This is a genomic window from Komagataeibacter sp. FXV3, from assembly GCF_015155755.1.
Taxonomy (GTDB): Bacteria; Pseudomonadota; Alphaproteobacteria; order Acetobacterales; family Acetobacteraceae; genus Komagataeibacter.
In genome coordinates this window covers 38579-61742 of record NZ_VWPI01000018.1, presented here as the reverse complement: position 1 = coordinate 61742, position 23164 = coordinate 38579, and the positions used below count along the sequence as shown (strand labels likewise).

The 23164-nt window shown below is 59.6% G+C and carries 20 protein-coding genes; 9 read left to right on the top strand and 11 right to left on the bottom strand.

Annotated features, from left to right (window positions below; translation table 11 throughout):
• Window positions 1-19: 19 nt before the first annotated feature.
• The 5 genes from F1542_RS01935 to pstC form a co-directional block, all read right to left on the bottom strand.
• On the bottom strand, window positions 20-1441 hold the full coding sequence (locus F1542_RS01935; RefSeq protein ID WP_193731539.1) for an FAD-binding oxidoreductase: 1422 nt from the start codon (window positions 1439-1441) through the stop codon (window positions 20-22).
• Between the two features lie 295 nt (window positions 1442-1736).
• A complete protein-coding gene (gene phoU / locus F1542_RS01930; RefSeq protein WP_193731538.1) occupies window positions 1737-2432 on the bottom strand; it encodes a phosphate signaling complex protein PhoU in 696 nt (231 codons plus the stop codon).
• A 17-nt stretch (window positions 2433-2449) separates the two neighbouring features.
• Complete coding sequence (pstB, locus tag F1542_RS01925) at window positions 2450-3247, bottom strand: phosphate ABC transporter ATP-binding protein PstB (RefSeq protein ID WP_193731537.1); 798 nt, start codon at window positions 3245-3247, stop codon at window positions 2450-2452.
• Window positions 3244-4143, bottom strand: coding sequence for a phosphate ABC transporter permease PstA (pstA, locus tag F1542_RS01920; protein WP_193731536.1), 900 nt, complete (start codon window positions 4141-4143; stop codon window positions 3244-3246). The genes pstB and pstA overlap by 4 nt, the downstream gene beginning before the upstream one ends.
• 8 nt (window positions 4144-4151) lie before the next feature.
• Window positions 4152-5129: a phosphate ABC transporter permease subunit PstC gene (gene pstC, locus F1542_RS01915; protein ID WP_193731535.1), complete on the bottom strand. Its 978-nt coding sequence runs from the start codon at window positions 5127-5129 to the stop codon at window positions 4152-4154.
• Window positions 5130-5384: 255 nt separating this feature from the next.
• Here pstC and F1542_RS01910 point away from each other — a divergent pair, with 255 nt between their 5' ends.
• Together F1542_RS01910 and F1542_RS01905 are read left to right on the top strand one after the other, a co-directional pair.
• The gene (locus F1542_RS01910; RefSeq protein WP_193731534.1) at window positions 5385-5612 is read left to right on the top strand and encodes a hypothetical protein; all 228 of its coding nucleotides are present in this window, start codon (window positions 5385-5387) and stop codon (window positions 5610-5612) included.
• 145 nt (window positions 5613-5757) lie between these two features.
• Window positions 5758-7113, top strand: coding sequence for an inorganic phosphate transporter (locus F1542_RS01905; protein WP_193731533.1), 1356 nt, complete (start codon window positions 5758-5760; stop codon window positions 7111-7113).
• Between the two features lie 221 nt (window positions 7114-7334).
• Here F1542_RS01905 and ppk2 read toward each other — a convergent pair whose 3' ends face one another.
• Both ppk2 and F1542_RS01895 read right to left on the bottom strand, forming a co-directional pair.
• A complete protein-coding gene (gene ppk2 / locus F1542_RS01900; protein WP_193731532.1) occupies window positions 7335-8258 on the bottom strand; it encodes a polyphosphate kinase 2 in 924 nt (307 codons plus the stop codon).
• A gap of 39 nt (window positions 8259-8297) precedes the next feature.
• The gene (locus F1542_RS01895; RefSeq protein WP_193731561.1) at window positions 8298-8462 is read right to left on the bottom strand and encodes a hypothetical protein; all 165 of its coding nucleotides are present in this window, start codon (window positions 8460-8462) and stop codon (window positions 8298-8300) included.
• A gap of 424 nt (window positions 8463-8886) precedes the next feature.
• Between F1542_RS01895 and F1542_RS01890 the strand changes: the two genes are divergently transcribed.
• Window positions 8887-9156, top strand: coding sequence for a hypothetical protein (locus F1542_RS01890; protein ID WP_193731531.1), 270 nt, complete (start codon window positions 8887-8889; stop codon window positions 9154-9156).
• 90 nt (window positions 9157-9246) lie between these two features.
• Here F1542_RS01890 and F1542_RS01885 read toward each other — a convergent pair whose 3' ends face one another.
• Window positions 9247-10182, bottom strand: coding sequence for an AEC family transporter (locus F1542_RS01885; RefSeq protein ID WP_193731530.1), 936 nt, complete (start codon window positions 10180-10182; stop codon window positions 9247-9249).
• A gap of 283 nt (window positions 10183-10465) precedes the next feature.
• On the opposite strand from F1542_RS01885, the gene bfr reads away from it, so the two are divergent.
• Window positions 10466-10954 (top strand): bacterioferritin, encoded by a 489-nt coding sequence (bfr, locus tag F1542_RS01880; protein WP_193731529.1) that lies wholly within the window; start codon window positions 10466-10468, stop codon window positions 10952-10954.
• A 49-nt stretch (window positions 10955-11003) separates the two neighbouring features.
• Here the strand turns inward: bfr and F1542_RS01875 are convergent, their stop codons facing one another.
• On the bottom strand, window positions 11004-11636 hold the full coding sequence (locus F1542_RS01875) for a TetR/AcrR family transcriptional regulator (protein WP_193731528.1): 633 nt from the start codon (window positions 11634-11636) through the stop codon (window positions 11004-11006).
• Window positions 11637-12070: 434 nt separating this feature from the next.
• On the opposite strand from F1542_RS01875, the gene F1542_RS01870 reads away from it, so the two are divergent.
• The 5 genes from F1542_RS01870 (at window position 12071) to F1542_RS01850 (ending at window position 19490) form a co-directional block, all read left to right on the top strand.
• Entirely contained in the window at window positions 12071-13057 is a 987-nt protein-coding gene (locus tag F1542_RS01870; RefSeq protein ID WP_193731527.1) for an HlyD family secretion protein, read from the top strand.
• Window positions 13054-15822, top strand: a complete 2769-nt coding sequence (gene rbbA, locus F1542_RS01865) for a ribosome-associated ATPase/putative transporter RbbA (protein ID WP_193731526.1) — start codon at window positions 13054-13056, stop codon at window positions 15820-15822. The genes F1542_RS01870 and rbbA overlap by 4 nt, the downstream gene beginning before the upstream one ends.
• 4 nt (window positions 15823-15826) lie before the next feature.
• Window positions 15827-16954, top strand: a complete 1128-nt coding sequence (locus F1542_RS01860) for an ABC transporter permease (protein ID WP_193731525.1) — start codon at window positions 15827-15829, stop codon at window positions 16952-16954.
• Window positions 16954-18390 carry a TolC family protein gene (locus F1542_RS01855; protein WP_193731524.1) on the top strand — a complete coding sequence of 479 codons (1437 nt, stop codon included), beginning with the start codon at window positions 16954-16956 and terminating at the stop codon, window positions 18388-18390. The genes F1542_RS01860 and F1542_RS01855 overlap by 1 nt, the downstream gene beginning before the upstream one ends.
• A 452-nt stretch (window positions 18391-18842) precedes the next feature.
• On the top strand, window positions 18843-19490 hold the full coding sequence (locus tag F1542_RS01850) for a TetR/AcrR family transcriptional regulator (RefSeq protein ID WP_010507502.1): 648 nt from the start codon (window positions 18843-18845) through the stop codon (window positions 19488-19490).
• A 34-nt stretch (window positions 19491-19524) separates the two neighbouring features.
• On the opposite strand, the gene F1542_RS01845 is transcribed toward F1542_RS01850, so the two are convergent.
• Together F1542_RS01845 and F1542_RS01840 are read right to left on the bottom strand one after the other, a co-directional pair.
• On the bottom strand, window positions 19525-20805 hold the full coding sequence (locus F1542_RS01845; protein WP_193731523.1) for an NAD(P)/FAD-dependent oxidoreductase: 1281 nt from the start codon (window positions 20803-20805) through the stop codon (window positions 19525-19527).
• 204 nt (window positions 20806-21009) lie between these two features.
• Window positions 21010-22521: an aldehyde dehydrogenase family protein gene (locus F1542_RS01840; protein ID WP_193731522.1), complete on the bottom strand. Its 1512-nt coding sequence runs from the start codon at window positions 22519-22521 to the stop codon at window positions 21010-21012.
• Window positions 22522-23164: the final 643 nt, after the last annotated feature.

Genomic DNA, 23164 nt, shown 5'->3' with positions numbered 1-23164 from the left:
GAAAGGGCGGCAGCCTGCATCACCCCTGATACACACGCCCCGGTGGCAGCAGCTTGCCGGGATTAAGGATATGGTGGGGATCCATGGTGTTCTTCAGCGCGCGCATGACGCTCAGCGTGCCATCACCATGTTCGGTTTCCAGAAATTCCAGCTTGCCCATGCCCACGCCGTGTTCCCCGCTGCACGATCCACCCAGCGCCAAAGCGCGGAATACGATCTTGCGGTCCAGATCCAGCGCGCGGGCATATCCCTCGGGCGTGTGGTCGGTAATGATCAGGGCATGGAAATTACCATCCCCCACATGCCCCAGCAGGGGCACGCGCAGTCCTGATTGGGCAATATCTTCCCGCACGCCCGCGATCAGTTCCGCCAGACGGGAAATGGGCACGATGCAGTCGGTGGAAATGACGCGCGCGGTCGGTTCGATCGCCTTCGCCGCCCAGAACGCGTCATGCCGGGCTTTCCACAGCCGTGTGCGGTCCTCCGCCGTGTCAGCCCAGGCAAAGGACAGGCCGTTATTGGACAGGGCGATCGCCTCGGTCTGGGTCACCTGTTCGGCCACCGCCGCCGGCGCGCCCGCGAATTCAAAGAACAGCGTGGTCAGCGGTTCATACCCCGTCAGGCCGGAATAACGGATGGATGCAGCCATCTGCACATCATCCAGCAGTTCAACGCGGCTAATGGGAATGCCGCACTGGATGATTTCAATGGCCGTCTGCACGGCGTCATTCAGGTTGGCAAACTGACAGACGGCAGCGGAAATGGTTTCGGGCCGCCCGTGCAGGCGCAGCTGGACCTCGGTTACGATACCCAGCGTGCCTTCCGACCCGATGAACAGCGATGTCAGATCATATCCGGTGGATGACTTGCGCACGCGCCCCCCCGTACGGATCACTTCCCCCGTCGCCAGCACGACAGTCAGCCCAAGGACATTTTCCTTCATCGTGCCATAGCGCACTGCCGCCGTGCCCGATGCACGGGTGGCGCACATGCCGCCCAGAGTGGCCTCCCCACCCGGATCGACCGGGAAGAACAGGCCCGTATCGCGGATCTGCGCATTCAGGGCCTGACGGGTCAGACCGGCCTGCACGCGGCAGTCAAGGTCCTCGGCGTTCAGTTCAACGATGTCCGTCATGCCCGACAGGTCAAGGCTTATGCCATGTTCCGCCGGGGTGACGTGCCCTTCCACCGATGTCCCGGCCCCAAAGGCCACAACAGGCACCCGATGGGCATGGCAGGCCCGCAATACGGCTGCGACATCATCCGTCGATTCCGCAAAGACCACGGCGGCGGGCAGGCAGGCAGCATCCATGGCCTCCCCATGGCTATGGGCTTCCAGCACGGAGGGGGAGGTGCTGATACGCGCCGCCAGGCCATTTTTACGCAAGGTGGCCAGCACGCCATCAAGACGGTCAGCGGGGGAAGAAGGGCAATCGGTCATTCAGGAAAATCATCCGGTCTGGAAACAGCACAATGGCACTGTCATAACACATGCCCCCGTGACCATGCCAACCGGTGCGACCGCGTTCCAGGCTCCGCACGACACAGGCAGGAAAAACCCCCCTGTCCTCCACCACAATGCATTACCCCGTATTACCGTCATGAACCGATGCCCACCGACGGGCATGACCGTGATGGGGCATTGATCCATACGCGGCCTGTCAGATCCCTACGCGGTATAGTTGAATACATACTGCCATCGCCCGCAGGCAGCGGGGCGACGGCAGGGATGGTTTTCAGTCGAATGTTTTCCCACGCGGCCGCACGATTGGCAGGATGTTGCCAGTTACGGCGTAATAGACGCGTTCGGAGATATTGGTGGCATGGTCGCCAATGCGTTCAAGGTTCTTGGCAATGAACAGCAGATGGGCACAGGGGCCGATATTGCGCGGGTCTTCCATCATGTAGGTCACCAGTTCACGGAACAGGGAGACATAGAGTTCATCCACCGCCGTATCCGAATGCCAGACAATACGCGCCAGTTCCGGGTCGCGCTGGTCCATCGCATCAATGGTACACCGCAGGTTTTCCTGCACAAGACGCCCCATGCTGTGCAGTCCTGTCAGCGAAATGGGACATGACAGCAGTTCGTTGCGCATGGCGCGCCGTGCGATGGAGGCCGCGCAATCCCCGATGCGTTCAAGATCGCCCGAGATTTTCAGCGCGACCACGACCTCACGCAGGTCGCCCGCCATGGGTGCGCGCAGCGCCAGCAGGCGAATGACCAGCGCCTCGGTCTCGCGTTCCAGTTCATCAACCTGCGGGTCCATTTCGGGCGCGTCGAGGGCCGCCTCCTCATCATGTTCGACCACGGCGGTAATGGCCTGCGCCACCTGCCGTTCCACCAGGCCACCCATCTTGTTTACCAGCGAACGGAGCTGTTCCAGTTCCTGTTCATAACTCTGGACCGTGTGTACGGATTCATGTGGCATCGTTACTGCTTTCGCTGTCAGCCGAAGCGGCCGGTAATATAATCCTGGGTGCGCTTGGCATGGGGGGCGGTGAACATCTTGTCCGCCGTATCCACCTCCACCAGTTCACCCATGTAGAAAAACGCGACACGGTCCGCGCATCGGGCCGCCTGCTGCAGGTTGTGCGTCACGATGGCGATGGAAAATTCCTGCTTCAGTTCATCCAGCAGTTCCTCGATCCGGGCAGTGGAAATCGGATCCAGCGCACTGGTCGGTTCATCCAGCAGGATAACCTCGGGTCGGGTCGCAATGGTGCGGGCAATGCACAGGCGCTGCTGCTGCCCGCCCGACAGGGCAGCGGCGGAAGCATTGAGCCGGTCCTTGACCTCGTTCCACAGCGCCACGCGCCGCAACACACCTTCCACACGCTGGTCCATATCCGCGCGTGACAGGCGTTCATGCAGCCGCACGCCAAAGGCGATGTTGTCATAAATGGACATGGGAAACGGCGTGGGTTTCTGGAACACCATGCCAATGCGCGAACGCAGCACGTTCACATCCAGACCGGGGGACAGGATGTTGCGTCCATCAAACAGCACCTCCCCCGTCGCGCGCTGGCCGGGATAAAGGTCATACATGCGGTTGAGGATACGCAGCAGCGTTGACTTGCCACAGCCTGACGGCCCGATCATGCCCGTGACCTGATGGATCGGGAAATCCAGCGATATGTCTTTCAGCGCATGGTTGCTGCCGTACCAGAAATTCAGGTTGCGTATCGCCAGCGCCGGCAGAACCGTGTCGCGGCCAATCGTGTCATCCATGATGATTTTGTTCATTGTTGTGCGGATCCATTACGCGTCAGCCACCAGCGGGCGAGGATGTTTGTCGCAAGCACCGCGACAGTAATCAGCAATGCCCCGGTCCATGCCATCTGCACCCAGTCATCATAGGCCGAACCGGCGTACTGGTAGATCGTGACCGGCAGGCTGGCCATTGGCGCATTGAGGTTGGTGGACCAGTTCAGGTTGCCAAGGGAGGTAAAAAGCAAAGGCGCCGTCTCACCCGATATCCGCGCCAGTGCCAGCAGGATGCCGGTCATGATGCCGCCCCGCGCCGAACGCAGGCAGACATTCAGGATCACCCGCCACCCCGGCGCACCCAGCGCATAGGCCGCTTCGCGCATGGCGCGGGGGACAAGGCGCAGCATGTCTTCCGTCGTGCGGACGACGATGGGGATGAACAGCACCGCCAGCGCCAGCGTGCCTGCCATGCCGGAAAAATGCCCCGCCGGTTCCACGATGATCAGGTAGATGAACAGCCCCACCAGAATGGACGGCACCGACAGCAGCATGTCCGAAACAAACCGGACCAGCGAGACAATCCGCCCGTCCTGACCAAATTCGGACAGGTAGATCCCCGCCATCATGCCGATCGGCGTGCCGATCAGGGCGGCTAGGCCGGTCTGTTCGCAACTGCCGATAATGGCGTTCGCCAGACCGCCACCGCTGCCGGGCGCCGCCGTGCTGTGCAGGAAGGTCGGCAGCGACAGCCCCCCTGCCCCACGTGTGATCAGTGTCCATAAAATTGAAAACAGCACGAACAGCACGACAACCGTCGCCATGTTGCACAAAAGGCTGACAAACCGTTCAACCAGCCTGCGCCGCACGGCCTGCGCGCCGCCACGCTGCCATCCACCGGCATCAGTGGATTGTGATTGGGGAGCCGACATCATGGACTTCCTCAACTTGACGTGCCGCGCTGCAGGAAAATGCGCGAGCAGGCCAGGGTAATGAACGAAATGATCATAAGGATCGCCCCAAGGGCCAGCAGGGCCGACAGTTTCAGGCTGCCTGCCGAACTTTCGGGAAATTCCAGCGCAATCAGTGATGCAATGGTGTTGCCCGGCGCGAACAGCGACCAGCCCATGCGGTTGCTGTTGCCAATGACGAAGGTCACGGCCATCGTCTCACCCAATGCACGCCCCGTCCCCAGCATGATGCCGCCCATGACCGCCTGCCGCGACCACGGCAGGACCACCTGACGCATCACCTCCCACCGCGTGGCGCCAAGGCCGAAGGCGCTTTCCTTCAGCACGGCGGGGATGGAGACAAATACATCCGTCATGACCGAACAGATGAATGGCGTAATCATGATGGCCAGGATCAGCCCGCCAGTCAGTAACCCGGTGCCATAGGGCGCGCCACGGAACAGCAGGCCGATTGCGGGCACGTGGCCCAGGTAATGCGTCACCATGGGTTCAATGTAATGGGCCATGAACGGCACCACGATGAAAAAACCCCACATGCCAAATATGATGGAGGGCACGGCCGCCAGAAGCTGCACGGCGGTTTCAATAAACCGCGCCAGTGCCGGTGGCGCCATTTCCACCAGCCAGAACGCCACGCCAAATGCAAACGGCACGGCAAAGACAAGGGCGATCAGGGTGGTGACCAGGGTACCGAAAATGGAGGTCGCGGCACCAAAATGATCTGAAATCGGGTTCCATGCCGTACTGGTGAAAAAACCGGGACCAAAGGTGGAAAATGCCCGCCATCCCCCGCTGGCCAGCACAATGACAATACCCGCCATGACCAGCAGGATGAACCATCCCGCCAGGCGGGCGATCATGCCAAAAACCAGATCGCCAAACCGCCCGCGCGTATTCTTGTCCATTGCGGCGCCATCGCCGGCCGTAATGGTGGATGGAAGTTCCATCATCTAATTCCTGATGTATATGTCACAACAGCAGAACTAGGCCGCCATGGTGAGCAATGGCAATAATAACCTGATCTGTTTTGTATGAAGTTTTTATGACACCAGCCATTACATGCACATACGCGTGTATATTTGCGCCTGTCATAGAAAGTTCATCTATTTCCGGTTGCCCGCGCATGCGAACTACTGCATAGCACCCGCATCGGGACGGTGTTGCATATATCATCCCTTACGGAAAAACAGGCAGGAAACAGCCTTATGTTTGAATCCAGCGTTATCGAAATCGATGGGATCTTTGTTGGTATCGTCTTCCACAACGGTCCCGATGAGCCGTATGAATTCCGCGCCATGCATGAACGCGTAACGCAGATGGACGGGGACATCCTGCCCACGTTCGAAGCCGCCGTGGCACAGGCCCGCAGCCGCTTCCGGCTTGGTCGCACCAAGGCCCCGCGCACAATGGAAACCACACGCCTGCGGGCCTGAAACCCCGCCCCGCGCGGATCGCAGGCGATATTTTCGCGTTCCATTGCAAATATGAATATTATATTAAACAAATAAAGTTCATCTTATATTTTAATTTATTCTTATTTATGGTGCGCATAACAATAACTTACTGGTGTATTGTTTCATGCTCCACTTCGCGCCATATTCGGCTTTTTCCATCATCGCACTGGTCATATGCTTTGCGCTTGTCTGCGTCTTTGAATTCGTAAACGGTTTCCATGATACGGCCAATGCCGTTGCGACCGTCATTTATACCAGGTCACTCAAACCCCGCACCGCCGTCATCTGGTCGGGGTGCATGAATTTTGTCGGTGTGCTGCTGGGCGGCATCAGCGTGGCCTACGGGCTGGTTGAGCTACTGCCGGCGGATGTCCTGTCACCCCCCAATGGCGACCCCGCCGTGCCGATGCTGATTTCGCTGTTTGGCACGGCGCTGGCATGGAACCTGTTTACGTGGTGGTTTGGCATACCGAACTCCAGTTCCCATTGCGTCATCGGCGCGCTGATCGGAATCGCCATTGGCGATGCGCTGCTGCATACGCGTGACCTGGGCAACAGCGTTGACTGGTCACAGATCTGGAAAATCCTGCGCGCCCTGGCCATCTCGCCCCTGCTGGGTCTGGTTGGCGCGGGTGGGCTGTATTTCATTATCAAGCACCTTGTCCATGATCCCGAACTGTACCAGCCGCCGCAGGGTGACAGGCCGACACGCGGCTGGGTCCGGGGACTGCTGATCCTGACCTGCACCGGCGTCAGCTTTTCCCATGGCAGCAATGACGGACAGAAAAGCATCGGCCTGATCATGCTGACCATCATCGGCATCCTGCCCGCCACCTTTGCCCTGGCCCCCGACAGCACGCCGCGCATTCCCCATATTGCGGAATACGCCACCAGTGCAGCCCCCCTGATCGATCAGTACGACCATGATGGCCTGCGTGACGAGGCGATTGCCGCGGTAAGCCGCCTGTCCCAGACCGATGCGGAGCATATTGTCCCCTCTGTCCTGCGTGCGGACATGTATGAAGTTGTCGCGGGGCTGAAGGCGGTTTCAGCCAATCCTGCCGCCTCGACCCACGAACGCGCACAGGCCAAGGTGCTGGGTAACGAGATGCGCCCGGTGGTGGAATACGCGCCGTGGTGGGTGCGCCTGCTCAGCGCACTGTGCCTGGGAATCGGCACCATGATCGGTTACAAGCGGATCGTGCATACGCTGGGCGAAAAGATCGGCAATACGCACCTGACGCCAGCGCAGGGTGCATCGGCCGAACTGGTGGGCGCGGGCCTGATCGCCACCGCGGGCTATACCGGCCTGCCGGTCAGCACGACACATATCATCACCGCCGGTATTGCCGGCACCATGCTGGGGTCCGGTTCGGGCATCAACCGTGGCATGCTGGTCAAGATTGCCTTGGCGTGGGTCTGCACCCTGCCGGTCACCATCACGATCGCGGCCGGACTGTTCTATATCCTCAATGCCTGATCCTGTCTGATATTCCGCAAAAAAAGAACCGGGACCACATGGTATGTGGTCCCGGTTTTTATATAAATAATGGTATGATATTGCAGACAGTTTCATAAAAATACCTGCAAAAAATCATGTGAATCATAAAAATTTTGGTGGAACTGTTTTTCAGAAATCTAAAAAAAACGCCGCCTTAAATAAAGGCGGCGCCCAAAAACTTTTATTATTTATTTCCACATTCAGTATTTCTGCGGCACGATCATGGTATCGGGCACGGGCTGGCGGATATAATCAGGGCTGTAGACACGCTCGGGCAGCCGCACTTCGGGCTTGCTAACATCATGATAGGGTACCTGCGACAGAAGATGGCTTATGCAATTAAGCCGGGCCTTCTTCTTGTCATCAGCCGGAACAATCCACCATGGCGCTTCATCAATATTTGAACGTTCCAGCATGATTTCCTTGGCCAGCGTATAGGATTCCCACCGCCGCCTGCTTTCCAGGTCCATGGGGCTGAGTTTCCACTGCTTCAGTGGATCTTCCATACGGGCACGAAAGCGCAGTTCCTGTTCATCATCGGAAATGGAAAACCAGTATTTGACGATCTGTATGCCGCTACGCACCAGCATGCGTTCAAATTCGGGAACCGAGCGGAAGAATTCCTCGTATTCATCATCAGTGCAGAAATTCATGACCCGTTCAACGCCCGCGCGGTTATACCAGCTACGGTCAAACAGCACGATTTCCCCTGCCGCCGGCAGATGACTGACGTAACGCTGGAAATACCATTGCGTGCGCTCCCGGTCATTGGGGGCGGGCAATGCCGCGACACGACATATGCGCGGGTTCAGCCGCTGGGTAATACGCTTGATCACGCCCCCCTTGCCTGCCGCGTCCCGTCCTTCACAGATCACCACCAGCCTGTGCCCGGTTTCCTTGACCCAGTCCTGCAATTTGACCAGTTCGCCCTGCAGGGACAGCAGTTCACGGAAATAGGCCCGTCTGAAATCAGGCGTGCCATTGTCTTTGTCCGAACCCAGACGCGCATCATCCAGTTCAAGTTCTATTTCTTCATCAATATCGTCCAGAACTTCCGCGCGCAGGCGGTTGCGTTCCCATGATGCCTTGTCACTGCCGGGCAATTCGGTCATGTCGGGGGTCATCTCCGTCTGGTTTCCTTATCATGAATGGAAGGAAGAACATCAGAATTCGTCATGAATATACTCTTCGTCTTCTTCCATCATTTCAGGTGGAGTGGACGGTAACGCCCGCTTTGCCTGTCCCCTTGTGTCTTTCCACACCAGGACAAGCGCAGGCTGCCATTCTTCATGGATATGCGGCGATTTCGGTTCGGAATCCTGTTTCATGATGTCCATTCCTGTCCAGACGCCTATTCAGATCATAGGCATGGAAAGGTATAGGGCAGCACGCGACATATAATATGAATATTTGGTGAAATTGCATGCTACATGAATGAAAACAAAAATAAAACTATAATAGATAATCATTTGTTTATATTTTTATATTGAAAATATAATAATAGTTTTTTGTTATTATATCCTGCCTTTAGAATATGTTCAAAACAACTCATTGATAAAAAAATAAAAGCTTTTGGGTACTGCCTTTTCCAAAAAGGCAGATTTCTTTGAAGCTTTTTGAAAAAAGCTTCACCAAAAACTTTCTTCTGATTTCAGGATGTTGCCAGATCTGACTTTTCAAACAGCCTCCTGTGGCTTGAGGGATGAAGGCAGGCTGCCATGTTCAGATATGGGCTACTGGATAAAACGGATCATGCTTCGATCGGGCGAAATCGTGACCGAGCGCGAGCTTCGTACGAATGAGAACCGCTTTGACGGGCCGGCTCCCATGGTCGGTGATTTCGTGGAAGTCGAATGCCGCGGCCGCAAATTCACAGCGGATGTCTTGTGGGGAAACTGGTCCGGCCGTGAGCATCCGGCGGACACCATCGTTCCCCTTCGGGTAGCGGAAATCGGTTATGAGACGGCAGGCATGGACTTACGCGCCCTGCGTCGTGAACAGGTCCGAAACAGGCGCGACTGACCATCCACCCTTACCAGATAATTTGTCCGCGCGGCCCGGACCGCCCGCATGGGCATGACATTTTAAAAACAGGTCGGATACAGCCCATCCCTATCCTACACAGGCAATGAACAGCGCCATCGTCAGAACCGACACCACGGCGCTAAGAAACAGGGTCGATGCCGCTTCCTGCTCATCCGTCCCGAAACGCACCGCAAGGATAACGACAACCGTTCCCACCGGAATGGACAGGGCCAGCACGGCAGTACGGATCACCTCATGCGGCAGACCCAGCATGGTCAGCAGAAGCCAGGACAGGGCGGGAATAACAATATTACGCACGGTGACCGTCACCACCACCGGCAACGTCACTGAAACCCGCTGCAGGAAAAGCACGATCCCCGATGCGAACAGACCGACCCCCGCAGCCGCATTGCCCAGCAGTTCCCCCGACCTGAGCAGCGATGGAGGTATGTGGACACCTGCCACGACCAGAAGGGTCGCGACAATCGGGGCCCAGACAATAGGCTCCCTGCAGGATGCGATGATCTGTGGCCAGAGCCGGGCCTGTTCCGGCGATCCCGCATGGGTACTTTTGGCCAGCATGACCATGCAGACCGGCGTCTGGACCAGAACCATGGCGAACACGGCGGCCGAAATGGCCACGGACGTACTGGCATGCCCCACCAGTACCGGCAGCATGGCCGACCCGATGAAGGGCACCGATGGCGCCCCCATGGCCAGTCCCTGCAGGGTGGCTGCCGCAGCCCCCCGCCGGAACACATGGCGCGACAGGACATATGCCACGCCAAAACTGCCACACATGATCCCGAATACCGACGCCGCCAGCGGCAACTGCCCCGCAAGGATAGTGCGCGGCATGCCCGCAATGCCCACGAACAGATTGAGGGGAAAGGCATAAAGCATGACCATCCGGTTCAGGACGGAAACCTGCTCCCCATTGAAATCATGGTGCCATCCGGCACGGTAGCCCAGCAGGAAAACCACGACGAGGGGCAACATGGCGGCAATAATGGTCGCGAGCATACAGTTTGATTATCCCGTGGCTTACGGATGGATGCGTTAGAAAAAACGGACATGAATAATGATGCCGGCCGCCACGCGGCACGGATGGCCCTGATAATGGCGCACGCCGCTCCCCCATGCGGGAAAGGTGCGATAACAGGTGGATGAAAAAAATGCATATCTTATATTTGAGAATAAGAATTATCATTATTAATGTGCTGATATGCAATGATTTTTTATTTACAAATCCTTATCAAGTCAAATATATCCAATCCTGCCATAGTTTATCATAGCGAGTCACGCCATGCCGATCAAAGACCCCAAGGTTATCGAACACCTGAACACGCAGCTGACGAACGAGCTGACGGCCATCAACCAGTATTACCTGCACGCCCGCACGCTGCGCCACTGGGGTGTGACCCTGCTGGGCAAGAAGGAATACGAAGAATCAATCGAGGAGATGAAGCACGCCGACTGGCTGATCGAGCGCATCCTGTATCTGGGCGGCCTGCCCAACGTGCAGCGCTACAACCAGATCCTGGTGGGACAGGACGTGGAGGAAATCCTCAGATGCGACCTGAAGCTTGAAGAAAAGGCCATTGGCGACCTGCGCGAGGGCATCGCGTATTGCGAAAGCGTGCGCGACTTCGTCTCCCGCGATCTGCTGCTCAGGATCCTGGTCAACGAGGAAGAGCATGAAGACTTCCTCGACCGTCAGTTCGACCTGATCCGTCAGGTGGGGATCGAGAAGTATATTCAGCTCAACTCCGCCCCTGCTCCCGATCAGGAATAGGCAGGCACCGGGCCATGCCCCTTTGCGGGGGCGCGGCCCGACCTTCCGGTTACCGTTCCTGCAATGGGTGGGTCCGCGTCCCGTTCAGGAACAGTTCCACCGCCTGATCGATATGACGGCGCATGGCGTCATCCAGCCTGGCCGCAATCAGACCCAGAACAGCCTGCTGGAACGGATACTGGATCACGGCAGCCGTCAGGTAATCCGCCGCAAAGGCGATATCACCAACTGCGATTTCCCCCTTCTTCACGCCCTCGTGCAGAACGTGACCGATCAATTGCGCCGCCCTGCGCGCACCATGGGAATGGATATTACGCGCGAGTGCGGGGAACTGTCGGCTTTCCGCTGACACCACGCGGTACATTCCCACGCTGCGATCCGTCAGCAGCCAGTCCAGCAGCAGCGTGCAGATCGACACAAGCCGTGAGCGGATATCCCCATCCGCCGGCATCAGCAGTGCCAGCGCATCCAGCCGGATATCGATGGTCGTGCTGACCACGGCTTCAAACAGCAGGGGCTTGCCGCGGTATCGCGCGTAAAGGGTGCGTTTCGTAACACCTGCCGCCTCCGCCACCATGTCCATGCTGGTACCCCGGAACCCAAGGTCGAAGAACAGCCGCCCGGCTTCCTCCAGAATCCTCTCGGACAGCGTCGCCGCCTCCGCTACGGACGGACGGCCCATGCGGGCAGGCCTGGGGTATTCCTTCTCTGGCATCCTGTTGCTGCTTTCCTCGTGATCGTGCGGCCAGTCCCTGCGTGCAGGCAGCCGGTCACCATGAACTGCCCGCGCATAATGCACACCTGAGACATATGCCGACACATAAGATACACCGAACCGGATATTTTGTGGGTTGCTTTCCTTTTTAAATTTAAAATACACTTATGCGTATACATATTAAAGGGGTGTCCGTACCCGCTTTTTTTCATCCGCGGCAGGACGTCGTTTTTTATCAGGAAAGTTCAGATATCCGCCTCTGGATCAATGCATGACCTTTCATTCCCATCGAAGATACACCCAGACGGCAGGACAGCCTGCGTTGACCACGAGGAAAGATTCATGATCGCGTCATTTCATTTTAACACGACCTGCGCGGGACAACATGAAGGCCCGGCGGCATGAAGTGGCGTGACGCAGCGATCGGTGCGGGCATTGCCGTAATCGTGGTGGCCGGCGGGGCCGGATGGTATGTGGTACAGCATCGTGGCGACCTGCCCGCGGGCCTTGCGCGCGCCAACGGGCGGCTGGAACTGGCCCGCATCGACGTGGCGGTCAAGTATCCCGGCCGGATCACGGAACTGGACTTCCACGAAGGGGATAGCGTAACCGGTGGCCAGGTCCTTGCCCGCGAGGATGACACCACCGCACGGGCGCAACTGGATGCGGCGCGCGCCCATCTGCGCGCGGCACAGGCCGATGTCGCCCGCGCGGGCGCCGAACGTGATGCCCGCCTGTCGGCGCAGCATCTTTCGCAGCTTGACCTTGACCACGCCCGCACCATGTTCCACCAGCATCTGGTGTCCGACATGGAACTGTCGCAGCACCAGACAAATCTCGATACCGCGACATCCGCCGCCGATGCGGCGGGGCGGGCCGTGGACGCGGCGCAGGCGGCAGCCGATGCAGCGCAGGCGCAGGTTACGGAAGCGGCCTCCGCAGCCGATGACATGACCATCCGCGCGCCCGTGGCGGGCCGGATCGAATACCGGATCGTGGAAAAGGGCGCCGTGCTGCCCGGTGGCGGCCGCGTGGCGTCCCTGCTTGACCCCACGGACATGTACCTGACAATCTTCTTCCCCTCACAGCAGGCGGGACGACTGCGCGTGGGCGACCCGGCGCGCATTGCGCTGGACGCGCTGCACCAGCAGGTCATTCCGGCCACGATTTCCTTCATTTCACCCGAAGCGCAGTTCACCCCGAAATATGTCGAAACCGCCACCGAGCGTGACAAGCTGGTCTATCGCGTGAAGCTGCGCGTCTCCCCCGAAACGGCCCGGCATTATGGCGACGTGCTGAAATCGGGCATGACGGGCGATGGCTATGTGCGCACCGACCCGTCCACCCGCTGGCCCGCAACGCTTGATGTGGCCGATGCCCCGCAATGAGCGCCGATACGCCGCATAACCCGGCGGGCATCACCATTACGGGGGTGACCCACCGCTATGGCGCGGTCACGGCACTGGACAACGTGACGCTGGACCTGCCCGCCGGGACCACCATCGGCCTTGTCGGGCCGGATGGCGTGGGCAAATCCACCCTGCTGGGCCTGATTGCCGGCGTGCGCAGGCTGCAGTCGGGCACGGTGTCCGTGCTGGGATCGGATATGGGCGACCGCCGCGCGCGGGAGGCGTTCCTGCCGCGCGTCGCCTTCATGCCGCAGGGTCTGGGCCGCAACCTGTATCCCACGCTGTCGGTATGGGAAAACATCGATTTCTTCGCCCGCCTGTTCGGCATGGATGCGCAGGCGCGTGATGCACGCATCCAGCGCCTGCTGGATGCCACGGGGCTGGCCCCCTTCCCCGACCGGGCGGCGGGCCACCTGTCGGGCGGCATGAAGCAGAAGGTCAGCCTGTGCTGTGCGCTGGTGCATGACCCCGACCTGCTGATCCTGGACGAACCGACCACGGGCGTCGATCCGCTGTCGCGCCAGCAGTTCTGGACACTGGTGGACCAGCTGCGCAAGGAGCGGCCGTCCATGACGGTCATAGTGTCCACCGCGTATATGGATGAAGCGGAGCGGTTTGCGTGGCTGGTGGCCATGGATGGCGGCAGGGTCCTGATCAGTGACCGGACCCATAGCGTGCTGGAACGCACGCACACCACGTCGCTGGAAGATGCCTACATATCGCTGCTGCCGGATGCCAGACGCCAGCAGGCAAGCGGTTTCATCATTCCGCCCTACGCCAATCCCGGCGGCCCGCCCGCCATCGAGGCCGAACACCTGACCCGCCGTTTTGGCAGTTTCACGGCGGTCAGCGACGTAAGCTTCACCATCAGCCGGGGTGAAATCTTCGGCTTCCTCGGCTCCAACGGCTGCGGCAAGTCCACCACCATGAAGATGCTGACCGGTCTGCTGGACGTGACCAGCGGCACGGCCAAGCTGTTTGGCGAGCAGATCACGGCGGGCGACATGAAAACCCGCATGCGTATCGGGTACATGTCACAGGCGTTCTCGTTATATGAGGAACTGACCGTGCGGCAGAACCTCATGCTGCAGGCGCGGCTGTACCGCATGCCCCCCGGCAAGGCCACGCAGGCGGTCGAACAGTCGCTTGATTCGTTTGAACTGCGTCCCTATGCCGATGTCAGCCCGGCTTCCCTGCCGCTGGGTATCCGCCAGCGCCTGCAACTGGCGGCGGCGTGCATCAACAATCCCGAAATCCTGATCCTTGACGAACCGACATCGGGCGTGGACCCCGCGGCGCGCGACATGTTCTGGCGGCACCTGATCCGCCTGTCGCGCGAAGGGCACGTGACGATTTTCGTGTCCACCCACTTCATGAACGAAGCGGCGCGATGCGACCGGATCTCGCTCATGCACCGGGGGCATGTGCTGGCGGTCGGCACGCCGACCGAACTGGTTGAAAAACGCAGGGCGCCCAACCTGGAAGCCGCCTTCATCGCCTATCTGGAAGATGCCGAGGCGGCAACCGATGCGCAGGCCCCGCCACCGAAACCCGCAGCACCCGCGCGCGCATGGTGGCATGGCGTCAGCAACAGGCTGGCCACCCGGTTTGGCAGGCTGGGGGGCGGCTGGCTGCCACGGGCATGGGCCTTTGCCCGGCGCGAGGCGGTTGAACTGCTGCGCGACCGGCTGCGCCTGACCTTTGCGCTGATCGGGCCACTGATCCTGCTGGTGGTGGCGGCGTCGAGCATTTCATTCGATGTGGAAGGGATCGGCTTTACCGTCAGCGACCATGACCGGACCACCATCAGCCGCGACCTGATCGACAGTTTCCGTGGCTCGGCCTATTTCCATGAACGCGCACCCGTGGCCGATGCCGATACACTCGATCGCGCCATCCGCAATGGCCGTGTGCAGCTGGCGCTGGATATTCCCGCAGGCTTCGCCCGTGACATGGAAGCCGGGCGCAGGCCGGAAGTGGGCGTGATCATTGATGGCGCCGTGCCCTTCCTCGCGGCCAATGTGCGTGCCTATGTCACCGGCGTGCTGGGGGGATATGCGACAACCCTGGGCCGGGAACTGCCGCAGGGGCCCGCGACCCCCATCACGATCGAGCCGCGTTTTTCCTACAATCAGGAATTCCGCAGCATCTACGCCATGACCCCCGGCGTCATCATGCTTGCACTGATCCTGATCCCGACCATGCTGACCGCCCTGGGCGTGGTGCGGGAAAAGGAGGTGGGGTCGATCGTCAACCTCTACGCCTCCCCCGCATCGGTAGGGCAGTACCTGATGGGCAAGCAGGCGCCGTATGTGGCGCTGGCGACGATCAGCTATTTCATGCTGGTGGCGGTGTCCGTGATCGTCATGGGCGTGCCGCTGAAGGGGTCGCTGCTGGGGCTGACCATCGGGGGCGTCCTGTTCGTACTGTCGGCCACGGGGCTGGGGCTGCTGATCTCGACCTTTGTCAGTTCACAGGTCGCAGCCATTTTCGGCACGTCCATCATCTGCCTGATCCCGTCGGTCAATTTTTCCGGGCTGCTTTATCCCGCTTCCACCCTGACGGGGATCAGCCGCATCGTGGGGCTGGGCTTTCCGGCCTCATGGTACCAGCTGATCAGCCTTGGCTGCTTTACCAAGGGGCTGGGGACCAGCAGCTTCTGGCCCATGTACATCGCACTGGCCGCCTTCGGGTCGGCCTACATGCTGGCGGCGCGCCTGCTGCTGAAAAAACAGGAAGCATGACGGCATGATGCGCTGGCTGGTCAATGTTGGTCTTCTGTGCGGCAAGGAACTGCGCAGCCTGGTGCATGATCGCGTGCTGCTGGGGCTGATCGTGTTCGCGTTTACCGCCGGCGTGCTGCTGGTGGCCAATGGGGTGAAGGTGGAAGTTTCCAATGCCACCATCGCCTTTATTGACGAAGACAATTCCGCCCTGTCGCGCCGGATGCGCGACGCGGTTTTGCCCCCTTATTTCAAGCCCCCGGTGCTGGTGGACCGCGCGCAGGCCCTGCATGGCATGGATGAAGGCGATTACATTTTCGTTGTCGACATCCCGCCCCGGTTCGAAGCGGACGTCAAGGCCGGGCGCACCCCCGCCGTACAGTTGCGGGTAGACGCCACCGCCATGACACAGGCGGGACTGGGAACAGAGTACCTGAATGAAATCATGCTGGGGGAAGTCAACGACATGCTGCATGCGCCGGCACTGGTGGACCAGATCCCCTTTACCGCGCCCAGCCGCATCCGCTTCAACCCCAACAGTGAATCGAAGTGGTTCACCTCGGTCATGCAGATCGTGACCAACATCACCATCCTGTCCATCGTGCTGGTGGGGGCGGCGGTCATACGCGAACGCGAGCATGGCACGCTGGAGCACCTGCTGGTCATGCCCGTCACGGCCAGTGAGATCGCGGTAGCCAAGATTGTCACAAACGGGCTGGTCATCTTTGTCGCGGCCATCGTGTCGCTGTGGCTGGTGGTGCATGTCTGGCTGGGGGTACCGCTGGCGGGATCGGTCACGCTGTTTGCCGCATGTTCGCTGCTGTACCTGTTTTCGGCCACGGCGCTGGGCATCATGCTGGCAACGGTCGCCCCCACCATGCCGCAGTTCGGGCTGCTGGTGGTGCCGGTCTATGCGGTGGCCTACCTGCTGTCGGGGGCCGCGACACCGGTGGAAAGCATGCCCGCCGCCATGCAGGTGGTGGTGCGCTTCCTACCTACCACGCAGTTCGTCAACCTGTCACAGGCCATCCTGTACCGTGATGCGGGGCTGGGTGCGATCCTCCAGCCCCTGCTGACCGTAACCGTGACGGGAATTGTATTTCTTGTATTTGCGCTCGCGCGCTTCAGATCCATGTTGGCAAGGCAGGAATAATGAAGAACAGATTGGCACGGGTCGCCTGCATGGGGGGCGTTGCAATGGCCGTGGGGCTGGCGGGATGTTCGCCATTCCGCACGCGCGTACCGGCGTCGCATGTCACGGTGCCCAGACAGTTTTCGCAAACGTCCGCAACAACGCTACCCGCTACCGACCTTACGCGCTGGTGGGAAGCATGGCATGACCCTGCCCTGGTGCAGGCGGTGGACACGGCCCTTGCCGCCAGCCCCGACATCCGCATCGCGCGTGACCGCGTGCTGGAAGCCCGTGCAATGCATACGGTCGCGAAATCCGCGCTGTACCCCACCGTTGGGGCAACGGGGAACATGATGGGTGGCGGCATGTACTGGCGCAATCCCAGCACCCTGCCGACCAGCAATGACCCCGGCACCGACGGGCATCTGGCAGGCATTGGCGCGTCATGGGAACCGGACCTGTTTGGCGGTCGCCATGCGGATGTAAAAGCTGCGAAAGCAGGCATGAAGACGGAAGAAGAATACTTCCACGGCGTACAGATGGTCATTGCCGCCGATGCCGCCAATGATTACCTGCAGACGCAGGGGCTACAGCGCCAGATCACCCTGACCGATCGCGGCATTGGCATGCTTGAACAATTGCACCGGTATGGTCAGGCCCGTTTTGCCGCAGGACAGGCAACAGCGGCGGATGTGACGGGCGTTGACCAGAAACTGTCTGACCTGAAGGCGCGCAGGCCGGTGCTGGTTGCACATCTTGACCTTGTGCGCAGGCGTCTGGCCGTGCTGTCGGGACAGCCCCCCGAAGGACTGCCTGCCCTTGCACCGCCGCCCGCCTATTACGTGCCTGCGCCACCTGTGGGGCAGATGCCCGACACGGTGCTGGAACGCCGTCCTGACATCCGTGCGCGACGCGACCAGGTGGATGCGGCGCTCAACCGGCTGAAAAGCGCCAAGACCGACCTGCTGCCCCGCTTCGGGCTGGAATTCTTTGGCGGGGACGGACGGTTGCGCTTTGATGGCATTCCCGGCCTGTCGGGCACGGGTGGCCTGATTGCGCTGACCACCTACCTGCCGATCTTTACGGCCAACCGCATACAGGCGCGCATACATGCCGCCAGTGCACGGCTTGATGCCGCGGTTGCGGGATATGACAACAGCATCCTGCACGCACTGGCAGAAGTCGAGGATGGTTATGAAAACCGCCTGAGCCTGGATGCACGCGATACGGACCTGACCCGTGCGCAGCGTCAGGCCGAACAGGTCGCCAGTGACATGATGGGGCTATACACCGGCGGCCAGCGTACCTTTGGCGATGTGCTGAGCGCACGCATGACGGCACTGGATGCGCAGGCCAGCGTGCTGGACAATCAGGACGCCCGCACATCCGCCACCATACAGCTTGCCCGCGTGCTGGGCGGGGGCTGGCAGCCCGAAAGCGTGACAGTGCATAAATAACGGGAATGTTTCATGACCCCCGCCCGGTCATGAAACACCATTTCGCCAGACATATCCCTTTCCCCGTACAGGCCGGCATGACCGGCAGGCGCAGGGATCATTGCCCGGTCCTGTGGCTGCCATCCATGACCCGGCGCGTCACATGCGGGGATATCGACGATGCCCTTTATCCACGTAACGACCAGCCTGCCACCTGTCGGTAATGACAACGCCCGACACACTGACCGCACCATGGCCCGCTTCGCTATCGGTCAATGTAGGGGATATGACAGGCTACCGTCTGGTCCGTGCCTCGACATGGCCTGATACTCGTGGCAGAACGCATTACCTACCTGTCAATGCCGCCAGCATGCTGGCCACAACGGCCCGTTCTGGCCATGAACCACCATTTTCTCGCGTCTTGAATGTTCACGATGCGCTGCTGCATGATGACCCGGACAAGAGGAGATTGAATGAAGCCCGTTGCCCCGACCATTTCCCCCAAGCCGGGTTTACGTGAACGCAAGCAGGCACGTGCGCGCACCACCCTGATTGCCGAGGCAATGCGGCTGTTTTCTGCCCAGGGCTATGACCAGACCACGGTGGATGAAATTGCCGACGCGGCCGAAGTCTCGCGCCGGACCCTGTTCCGCATGTTCGAGACGAAGGGCGATATCGTGCTGGCATGGACGCGGGGCATGACACAGACGCTGAATGACGCCCTGGCCACCTGCCCCGCCGACATGCACCCGGCGGACGCCATGATGCATGCCTTTACCTCGCTGGTGCCACGCATCGCGGCGAACCGGCAGGATACCTATGCTTTTGTCTATCTGATTGAAAAGACGCCTTCGCTGCAGACGGTCAGCTTGCAGAAATATGGCAAGTGGGAGGACTGTCTGGCGGAAGGGCTGGCGAAGCGGATTACCGAACGCAAGAACCGCCGGATGGCCGCACGCCTTATGGCACGTGGCGGAATCGCCATTTTCCGTACGGCGCTGGATGAATGGATCCGGCTGAAGGGGCGGCCCGCGCTGGTGCCGCTTTTGCAGAAAACATATGAACTGCAGGCGTCACTCTGGCCCGACCATGCCGGGACCGGGCCAGAGGACGCTGCCTGAGCCAGCAGGCAGCGATCAGGAAACCTGTGCCGCGTCAGTCCAGGCGCACGGACGGGCGGACAAACACATCCAGCCAGTCCACAAGGCAGGACATCAGGCCACGGAACGTGCCATACAGTTCGAACTGGTGCTGGCGATACAGCATCAGGTGGACCATGCGCGCGCTGATACCACGCAGCCAGCCGCCACCGAATACCTTGCCACCGGGGAAAGTGCCCCAGCCATTGTAATCACCCAGCGCCACGACCGCGCCCTTGTTATGGAATGCAAAAGGCTTCAGCGGGCGGCCATTGATCCATGCGGGCATGCAGCGGGCCAGGTGATGGGCCTGCTGGCGGGCGGCCTGTGCGGTGGGCGCAACGGGCTTGTCCGCGATGAAGGCACAGTCGCCCATGGCAAAGATGCTGTCATCTTCCACAAGCTGCAACGTCGGGCGGACCTCAAGCTGGCCGGAGCGTGACAGTTTCAGTTCACCGAATTTGCGCGTGACATCAGGTGCCTTCACCCCTGCCGCCCAGACACGCAGCGTTGCGGGAATGCGCGTGCCATCCTTGAGCATGAAGCCCTTTTCATCCGCACCGCTGACCATGGCGGAGGTTTTCACACTTACGCCGATTTTCTCCAGTTCCTTCTGCGCGGCGGTCGAGACCGCTTCAGGGAAGGCCGGCAGGATACGGGGACCGGCTTCAAGCAGGGTAATGTTCAGCTTGGGCGGCTTCTTGCCAAAGCTGTAGAGCGAAGCAAGGTCAAGCGCCTTGTGCAGTTCCGCCGCAAGCTGCGTGCCGGTGGCGCCACCACCCACAATGGCGATGTCAAGCTGTTCGTTATTACCGAACGCCTTGAGCAGTTCCATGCGGAAACGGTCGTTAAAGCCGTTGGCATCCACAAGATTGTCAATGAACAGGCAGTGCTCGGCCACGCCGGGGGTGCCGAAATCATTGGCGCGGCTGCCGATCGACAGCACCAGCGCGTCATATTCCAGCTTGCGCTCATCCAGGATCACCTCACCCGTCGGTTCGACAACCGGGGCAAGGGTAATGGTCTTGGCCTTGCGGTCCATGCCCGCAATCTCACCCGGCCAGAATTCGAAATGATGGCGACTGGCCTGCGACAGGAAGCTGATGCGGTCGTTTTCGTTAGCGGCCGTGCCCGCTGCAAAGCAGTGGAGCATCGGTTTCCATACATGGGCGAAACTCTTGTCAACCAGCGTGATTTCCGCCCGGCCCGATTTGCCGATTGAATCACCCAGCCGTGTTGCCAGCGCCAGACCGGCCACACCACCCCCAACAATTACGACCCGAAACTTTTGTGCCATCCTATGCCTCTTTTTTACTACTGCCGCACAGTGTCCCGGTCCCGTGGGAAAAACCCTGTCGCATATCCTGAAATACCGAAAACTGCCTTGTGCCGGGTCCTACGCGCGTGACCCGGGTAACATGCCGCGGCGGCCGACCCGGTAAACCAGTCCGACCGCCGCGCCATGCCTTGTGCCCTATGGGGTTTTCACCCCATCAGCGGATCAGAAGAAGCCGCGCTTCTTGTCGCTGTAGCTGACCAGCATGTTCTTGGTCTGCTGGTAGTGCTCAAGCACCATCTTGTGGGTTTCACGACCGATGCCGGACTTCTTGTATCCGCCGAATGCCGCATGCGCGGGATAGACGTGATAGCAGTTGATCCACACGCGACCGGCTTCCAGCCCGCGACCCATGCGGTAGCAGGTGTTGGCGTCACGGCTCCACACGCCCGAGCCGAGGCCGAAGGGGGTGTCGTTGGCGATGGCCAGCGCTTCTTCTTCCGTCTTGAAGGTCGTTACGGCCAGAACCGGGCCAAAGATCTCTTCCTGGAAGATGCGCATCTTGTTGTTGCCCTTGAACACGGTCGGCTGCACGTAGCACCCGTTGTTCAGGTCCCCACCAAGGTCGGGACGGCCGCCACCGGTCAGCAGTTCAGCGCCTTCGCCCTTGCCGATGTCGATGTAGGACAGGATCTTTTCCTGATGCCCGTGGGAGTTCTGCGCACCCATCATGGTGTTGGGATCAAGCGGGTTGCCCTGACGGATCGCCTTGATGCGGGGCAGAGCGCGCTCCATGAACTTCTCATAGATCGATTCATGGACCAGCGCACGGCTGGGGCAGGAGCAGATCTGGCCCTGGTTGAGGGCGAACATGGTGAAGCCTTCGATTGCCTTGTCCAGGTAATCGTCGTCCTTGTCCATGATGTCGGCGAAGAAGATGTTCGGCGACTTGCCACCCAGTTCCAGCGTTGCCGGGATCAGGTGTTCGGCAGCAGCGTGCGCGATCATCTTGCCGGTCGGGGTGGAACCGGTAAAGGCGATCTTTGCAATACGGTCACTGTTGGACAGGGCGGCACCCACGTCCTTACCCAGGCCGTTGACAATGTTCAGCGTTCCGGGCGGGAACAGGTCACCGATCAGTTCCATCAGCACCAGCATGGAAGCGGGCGTGCTTTCGGCGGGCTTCATGACCACGCAGTTCCCGGCGACCAGCGCGGGGGCCAGCTTCCACGAACCCATGAGCAGCGGGAAGTTCCACGGAATAATCTGGGCCACAACGCCCAGCGGCTCATGGAAATGGTAGGCGATGGTGGTGGCATCGATCTCGCTCAGCGTGCCTTCCTGGGCGCGGATGCAGCCAGCGAAGTAACGGAAATGGTCGATTGCCAGCGGGATGTCGGCGGTCATGGTTTCACGGATGGGCTTGCCGTTGTCCCATGTCTCGGCCCGGGCGAGCAGGTCGAGGTTCTTTTCCATGATATCGGCTGCCTTGAGCAGGATCAGCGCGCGGTCAGCCGGGGCCATTTCACCCCATGCGGCCTTGGCCTTGTGCGCGGCATCAAGTGCCAGTTCCACGTCGGCTGCGGTGGAAGCCGGGACTTCACACAGCACGCGGCCATCAACGGGGGAAGTGTTGGTCAGGTAATGACCATCAACGGGAGCCACCCACTTGCCACCGATATAGTTACCATAACGGGCCTTGAACGGGGGGGCTGCTGAGATACTGTCTGACGGCATGGAAATATTACTCCAGAAATTATTTTGCAATCAGGAACACCTGAAGGAATGCGTATGATTATTTATTAAATCCCTGCGCCATTCCTGATTTTTACACTAAACCCAAAACATAGGCATGGATCTGGTCTGGATGACTGTCCTGTTCGCACGGCAATCATTTCGCGTGAACATGATCCCCTTTCAAACCGGACCGCCCTCTGGCCATACCCCGGTCATTGCCGGGGCACCATCTATATCCATCGATATATAGAGCGTGGCATGACCGCAACCCGAAAATAGGTAACGTAAACGTGAGGTATGCATCTGGTGCCATAAGGACCATGGTGTAAGTATATAAATATCAATGTGTTAGTCATAATATAATCAGGAAAATATTTAATTTTTCGTATCTGATGTCCGGATGGGACATGATGGCGCATGCCATGACAGGACACCGGGTGCCATGGATATGCCGTCGGGCTGGTATGGTTGGGGGACACATTTCTCCCCCGCCCACCCGGTTCACCATGGCGCAGCGATTACGGCGATAACTGCAATGCATCCATAACATAATGACATGCAGGATTGCCCGCTTACCGGATGGCTTTTATTCAAGAAGCGATCAAATACTGTTGAAACTAAATGGAGAGTAAAATAATAAAAG